The following is a 7,250-nucleotide window of genomic DNA, read 5'->3' as shown; positions in this document are numbered from 1 at the left end:
AAAGCCCTGGCCTCGCCCTGCTCGATCAGAATCGAATAGCGCGCGAAGTTCACGACTTTGTAGTCCGCCTGGCCAGGGAGACCTTCGTAACGGCGGCCCTTGAGCATGACCATATAACGGTCGCCATTTTCGTGAGTGTCCACGAAACTGCGCTGGGCGATGGTGACGCCTTGTTGCTGGTTCTCGATGGAGTGCATGAAGATGTTCGCCACTTGCGACAGATCGCTGGTGAGCTTCTCGACGAAGAACACGCGGTCTCCCTGCTTGGATTCCTTGAAAATTCCTGGAGCAATGGCCGATATGTCATCGCGCGCTTCGATTTGGTGGCGAAACGCCTCGCTCTTGCCGATGGCCCAGGGCGTAAGCGACAAGGACAACAGCGCCACCACGGCGGTAACGGGTGCCGCATAGAGCAGCACTGGCCTAAACCAGGCAGTGAGCCCCGCGCCGGTGCTGAACCACACCACCATCTCCGAGTCGCGGTACACGCGCGACATGGTGAGCAAAATGGAGAGAAAGAGCGCGATGGATAGCAGTAGCGGCAGATACCCAAGCGCCGAGAACCCCAGCATGGTCAGCACCGCGTCGGCGGGCAAGCGCCCGCCTGCCGCCTGGCCCAGGAAGCGAATCAACTGAGTGGTGAAGGTAATGGCCAGCAGCACGACAAACACGACCACACCCGACGCCGTGAACTCACGCAGTGCCGAGCGAACGAATATCATGATTCATCGATCGAGAAAACGGCTTTGACTTGGCGGGCAAAGAGCGAAGATAATCCTCGGCGGCTGGCCCAAGGTAAGTTAGCGAATTGAACTGAAAGGAAAAAACCGCGTGGACTTTAGCATAAAAGTAGGAGCGCCAGAGAATCAAAAGTCATCCTGCATCGTGGTGGGGCAATTGGAGGACAAGAAACTTCTTCCTTCCGCCGCGAGCGTGGACCGTGCATCGAAGGGCTACCTCTCGAAGCTCGTGGCGAGCGGCGATTTGACGGGCCGCGCGGGCACCATGACGATGCTGCATCATGTCCCATGGGTCACGGCGGAGCGGGTGCTGGTGATGGGAGCGGGTAAGTCCGGCGAACTGGGCGAAAAAACCTATCGCGAGACGGTGTCGCGGGCCGTGCGCGCGCTCGGTGATGGGGCCATCGTGCATGCCCATCTTTATGTCACGGAGTTTCCCGTCACCCACAAGGACGAAGCGTGGCGGGCCGCGCAGGCCGCTCAGATGGTGGCCGACGCGACCTACCGGTTCGATCGGATGAAGAGCAAACCCGCTAGCGCGCGAAAGCTACGCGAGGTTTCCCTTGGCGTTTCCGCCCGCCCGAGCGCGATGCTGGTGCGTTCCTGGGAACGCGGCACCGGCTTGGGCGCGGGTGTCAGCTTGGCGAAGGATCTGGGCAATCTTCCCAGCAATGTTTGCACCCCCACCTATCTCGCGGACCAGGCCCAGCAGTTGGCAAAAGCCTACAAACTCAAAGTGCAAGTGCTGGACGAGAAGGACATGGCGCGCTTGAAAATGGGTTCCTTCCTCGCGGTGACACAAGGTACTCGCGAACCGGCGAAGTTCATCGTGCTGGAGTACAACGGTGCGAAGGCAGGTGCGAAGCCCGTGGTTCTGATCGGCAAAGGCATTACCTTCGATACCGGCGGCATTTCGCTCAAGCCCTCGGGTGAGATGGACGAGATGAAGTACGACATGTCGGGCGCGGGCAGTGTGTTGGGTACTCTGAAGGCCGTCGCGCAAATGCGCTTGCCCGTCAACGTGGTGGGGCTAATTCCCACCTGCGAAAACATGCCCGGAGGAAATGCCATCAAGCCAGGCGACGTGGTGACCAGCATGTCAGGACAGACGATAGAAATTCTTAACACGGATGCCGAAGGCCGTCTCATCTTGTGCGATGCGCTTACCTATGCGGAGCGCTACCAACCCGAAGCCGTCATCGATATTGCGACGCTCACGGGTGCCTGCGTCGTTGCCCTGGGCAATGTCGCCACCGGGCTTTACAGTAATGACGAAGCGCTCGCCAAGGATCTTCTCGATGCCGGCATGGACGCGTGGGACCGGGCTTGGCGCATGCCGCTTTGGGACGATTACCATGAGCAGATCAAGAGCCCCTTCGCCGACGTGGCGAATGTGGGCGGGCGCCCGGCGGGGAGCGTTACCGCGGCCTGCTTCCTGTCGCGCTTCGCCAAGAAGTTCAAGTGGGCTCATCTAGACATCGCCGGTACGGCATGGCGCTCGGGCAAGGACAAGGGATCCACCGGTAGGCCGGTGCCGCTGCTCACGAACTATCTGATGCGAAAAAGCGCGTAGTGCCGCGAGATGACGCGGATCGATTTCTACATTAACGCGGACAGCCGTCTCTCCACGCTTGCCACGCTAAGCAACAAAGCTTTGCGCCAAGGCGCGCGGCTCTTTGTGCTGACAGACGGCCAAGAAAGCACGGAGAAAGTGGACCGTTATCTATGGACGCAACCAGCCACCGGTTTCTTGCCCCATTGCAGGGCGGCCAGCAAGCGCGCGAGCGTCACGCCCATCATCGTCGATCACGTTGCCGAGCCGGTGGTGCATGAGCAAGTGCTGGTAAATTTCAGCGCCGACTGCTCCCACGTCTTTAGCCGCTTCGAGCGCCTCATCGAAATCGTGGGCCTCGATGAAGACGACAAGCTGGCGGCGCGCGCGCGCTTTCGCTTCTATCGCGATCGTGGTTATGAAATTCGCACGCACGATCTCGCCAAGAGCGTACAAACGTAGCGGGATTAACCCCTGGGCTATACTCGCCGCTCTTTTCGTTTGGTCCCCTTCATGGAACTTTCCAAGAGCTTCGAGCCCTCGGAGATCGAGCGGCGTTGGTATCCTATTTGGGAATCGCGCGGCATCTTCAACGCGACGTACGACTCCTCCAAGCCCTCTTTCTGCGTGCAATTACCCCCGCCCAACGTGACGGGTACGTTGCACATGGGCCATGCCTTCAACCAAACCATCATGGACGCGCTCGCGCGCTACCACCGCATGCGCGGACACAATACCTTGTGGCTGCCGGGCACCGATCACGCGGGCATCGCAACGCAAATCGTGGTGGAGCGGCAACTGGAGGCCAAAGGCAGCTCTCGCCACGCGCTAGGGCGCGCGAAGTTCAACGAGAAAGTGTGGGAGTGGAAGGAGGAGTCGGGTTCCACCATCACCGGCCAGATGCGGCGGTTGGGAGACTCCTGCGACTGGCGGCGGGAGTACTTCACCATGGACGCCAAGCTCTCGCCCGTGGTGACCGAGACCTTCGTGCGCTTGTACGAACAAGGTCTCATCTACCGTGGCAAACGGCTCGTCAACTGGGATCCAAAACTTGGCACCGCGGTCTCCGATCTCGAGGTGGAAAGCGAAGAAGAGGATGGCAAGATCTGGCACATCCGCTATCCGAGGGCTGACGGCAAGGGGTTCGTCGTGGTGGCCACCACGCGGCCGGAAACCATGCTGGGCGATACCGCGGTGGCGGTCAATCCGGAGGATGCGCGCTACACTGATCTCGTTGGCAAGGAATTGGAGCTGCCTCTATGCAGCAGGCGTATTCCGGTGATCGCCGACAGCTACGTGGACAAGGAGTTTGGCACCGGTTGCGTGAAGATCACACCGGCGCACGACTTCAACGATTTCCAGGTGGGACAGCGCCACCAACTGCCCGTGATCAACGTGATGACGCTCAAAGCCAGCATCAACGACAACGCGCCCGCGCCCTATCGCGGGTTGGACCGGTTCGAAGCGCGCAAGCGCGTGGTGGCGGATCTCGAAGCCCTCGGGCTGGTCGGGGCGGCGAAGCCCCACAAGATGATGGTGCCGCGTTGCGCACGCACCAACGAAGTGGTCGAGCCCATGCTCACTGACCAGTGGTTCGTCGCCATGTCCAAACCCGCGCCCGAAGGCACGCACTTCCCCGGCAAATCCATTGCCGTGGTCGCGCTGGAAGTCGTCGAACGCGGCGAAGTCAAGTTCTTTCCCGGCAGCTGGGTGAACGTCTACAACCAATGGTTGAACAACATCCAGGATTGGTGCATCTCGCGCCAGCTATGGTGGGGCCACCAGATTCCCGCATGGTACGACGATGCCGGTAACGTCTACGTCGGCCGCACCGAAGAGGAAGTGCGCTCGAAGTACGCGCGGAGTCTCGCGCCGCAAGCCGCGCTGGCACGCGATCCTGACGTCCTCGACACTTGGTTTTCCTCCGCGCTGGTATGCCATTCGAGTCTGGGATGGCCGCGGCCCGTGGGCGATGACAAGGCTGCCTACGACTTGTACTTGCCCTCATCGGTATTGGTGACGGGATTCGACATCATCTTCTTCTGGGTGGCGCGCATGATCATGATGACCACTCATTTCACGGCGCGCGTGCCCTTCAAGCATGTCTACATCCACGGCTTGATCCGCGACGCCGAAGGCAAGAAGATGTCCAAGTCCGAGGGCAATACCTTGGATCCGGTGGACATCATCGATGGCATAGCGCTCGAGCCCTTGCTGAAGAAGCGCACGACGGGGCTGCGAAAACCGGAGCACGCGCCGCGCATCGAGAAGAAAACCCGCAAGGAATTCCCCGGGGGCATCGCCGCTCATGGCGCGGATGCCTTGCGCTTCACCATGGCGGCCTACGCGACGCTGGGCCGTAACATCAATTTCGATTTGAAGCGCTGCGAGGGCTACCGGAACTTCTGCAACAAGCTGTGGAACGCCACGCGCTACGTTCTCATGAACACGCAAGGCAAGGATTGCGGGCTGGACGACAGCGCGCCCGTGGAGTACTCCGTGGCCGACAAGTGGATTGTCAGCGTACTGCAACGCACGGAAGCGGAGGTGGAGAAAGGGTTCGCGGAGTACCGCCTCGACAACGTGGCCAATGCGATCTACCGGTTCGCCTGGGACGAGTATTGCGATTGGTACTTGGAACTCTCCAAGGTGCAGATCAATGAAGGTTCGGAGGCGGTTCAGCGCGGAACGCGGAGTACTTTGTTGCGCGTGCTAGAGGCCATCCTGCGCTTGGCACACCCCGTTATTCCCTTCATCACCGAGGAACTGTGGCAGAAGGTCGCGCCACTGGCCGGTAAGTCCGGCGGCAGCGTTTCACTGGCGCCATATCCCAAAGCTGACGCACGCAATACCGACCATGACGCCGAAGCCCGAATCGCGCAGGTGAAAGAAATCATCAATGCGTGCCGCACGTTGCGTGGTGAAATGAATATTTCTCCCGCTTTACGGGTTCCGCTGTTGGTTGCGGGTGACACGCTAGCGCTCGGCGCCATCCTGCCCTACGTGAAGTTTCTCGCCAAGCTTAGCGGCATTGCATGTGCCGGGGCGGAGCTACCCGCCGCCGATTCTCCTGTCCTAGTGGTGGGGGATCTTAGGCTCATGCTGAAGATCGAGATTGACCGGACGGCCGAGCACGAGCGTCTTACGAAGGAGTCCACCCAACTCGAATCCGATATCGCCAAGGTAGAAGACAAGCTTTCCAACGCGAGCTTCACACAGCGCGCCCCAGCGCATATCGTGGAGCAGGAACGCGCGCGCTTGGCTGCGCTGCGCTCCACGTTGGAGAAAGTCCAGGAAAACTTGAGCCGCTTAAGACCAAGTTAGGTTGTCAGTAGGTACCTTCGCTCTCCGCGTGAGTCGTGGTATATGACTTGCGCATCCATCCCGCAAAGAACTAATTCAAGTTGTTTGTCAGTTCGCGAGGCCCCGGCCTTCATGGACCGGGGCGCGACTAGCGCGGGTGGGGTCAAAATTGAAATTCGCAGTATCGGGGAAATTCCTGGCGGGCCTGGTTGCCGCGGCAGCTGTTTTGGCGGGCAATGCGCTTATTTCGTACCGGGCGATGGATTCCGTCGTCCTGACATCGGGTTCGGTCGAGAATGACCTGCAAGCCCTCGAACGGTTGAAGCGCATACGTGCCAGCCTCGACACGCTGGAAAGCGCGCATCGGAGCTATATTTTGCGAGGGAACACCGCCCATTTACGCCAGGCACGGGAGGAATTGGGCGAGGCGGGGGTTGCGCTAAGGGAGTTGGAGAAGTTCGCGGGTACTGTACTAGATGTGCAACGGTTACGCGAGTTTGGCGAGTTGACCGGCGCGGCCGGCGAACGCTATGGGAAGATCGAAGAGATCCATGGCGCGCGCGGCGAAGCGGCGGCGCTGAAGGAAGTGCGCTCCAACACCAACGCCCGGTTACTCGACCGCATGTACGAACAACTATCCAGCATGACGAAGGCCGGCGAGACCGCGCTACTCCAACGCACCGCGCAGGTGCGGGAAAACTTTGGCGTTAGCAAGGCGAGTACCTATGTCGCGAGCGGGTTCAACATAGCTTTGCTGTGTTTCGTGTTCTATCTGGTGTACCGGGAAGTAAGAGAGCGCAAGCAAGCGGAGGACGCGTTGCGATTCTTCGCGACCCACGACCCGCTGACTGGATTGCCCAACCGGCTACTTTTTTCCGAACGATTCGAGGGGGCGATTACCCAGGCCAAAGTCGCGCAAGAGCGCTTGGCCGTATTGTTCATAGACCTCGACCGCTTCAAGAATATCAACGATACCCTAGGTCACGAGGCAGGTGACCGCCTATTGAAGGAGGTAGGGGCGCGGCTCGCGGCCTGTACGAGCGGAACGGCCATGGTGGCGCGGCAAGGGGGCGATGAATTCGTCGTCTTGATGGGTAAGTTGGGGAGCCTAAAGTCAGTGAACGTGATATGCGAGCGGATTCTCGCGGAAGTGACCAGGCCGATGTCGCTGGAAGGTGGTGAATTACACGTCACCGCGAGCATCGGTATCAGCGTGTTCCCTGTCCACGGCGAAGATTCCCAGACCTTGCTCAAACACGCCGATATCGCCATGTACCGCGCCAAGGAACTCGGTAAGAACACCTACCAGTTCTACACGAAGCACATCAACGAACACTCCTTCGAGCGGCTGGAGTTGGAGTCCGCCCTACGCCACGCGCTGAGCCGGGACGAACTCTCGTTGCACTACCAACCGAAGGCCGATCCTCGCACGGGAAAGATCGTGGGGCTGGAAGCCCTGCTTCGCTGGAAACATCCGGAATTCGGCGCTGTACCGCCGGACAAGATCATTCCCTTGGCGGAGGAGACAGGACTCATCGTCGGTATCGGCGACTGGGCAATTCGAACCGCTTGCATGCACCGGCGTGCCTGGCAAGACATCGGACTTCCTCCGCTTCGCGTCGCGGTGAATCTGTCCGCGCGCCAATTCGTGCAAG

Annotated in this window: 5 protein-coding genes; 4 read left to right on the top strand and 1 reads right to left on the bottom strand. The window is 59.9% G+C overall.

All coding sequences use genetic code 11. The annotated features are described in order from the left end of the window. Window positions 1–722, bottom strand: a 722-nt coding sequence (lptF, locus tag EXR36_15070; protein MSQ60913.1) for an LPS export ABC transporter permease LptF, incomplete at its 3' end; no start/stop codon positions are given. 109 nt (window positions 723–831) lie between these two features. Between lptF and EXR36_15065 the strand changes: the two genes are divergently transcribed. The 4 genes from EXR36_15065 to EXR36_15050 all read left to right on the top strand — a co-directional run. Beyond that, the gene (locus EXR36_15065; GenBank protein MSQ60912.1) at window positions 832–2,313 is read left to right on the top strand and encodes a leucyl aminopeptidase; all 1,482 of its coding nucleotides are present in this window, start codon (window positions 832–834) and stop codon (window positions 2,311–2,313) included. Window positions 2,314–2,322: 9 nt separating this feature from the next. Continuing rightward, window positions 2,323–2,754: a DNA polymerase III subunit chi gene (locus tag EXR36_15060; GenBank protein MSQ60911.1), complete on the top strand. Its 432-nt coding sequence runs from the start codon at window positions 2,323–2,325 to the stop codon at window positions 2,752–2,754. A 51-nt stretch (window positions 2,755–2,805) separates the two neighbouring features. Further along, window positions 2,806–5,616, top strand: coding sequence for a valine--tRNA ligase (locus EXR36_15055; protein MSQ60910.1), 2,811 nt, complete (start codon window positions 2,806–2,808; stop codon window positions 5,614–5,616). Between the two features lie 148 nt (window positions 5,617–5,764). After that, on the top strand, window positions 5,765–7,250 hold a 1,486-nt coding region (locus tag EXR36_15050), incomplete at its 3' end, for a diguanylate cyclase (GenBank protein ID MSQ60909.1).

It is taken from the genome of Betaproteobacteria bacterium (assembly GCA_009693245.1).
Taxonomy (GTDB): domain Bacteria; phylum Pseudomonadota; class Gammaproteobacteria; order Burkholderiales; family SHXO01; genus SHXO01.
The sequence above is the reverse complement of the archived record's forward strand: the minus strand, read 5'-3'. Positions and strand labels throughout refer to the sequence as shown.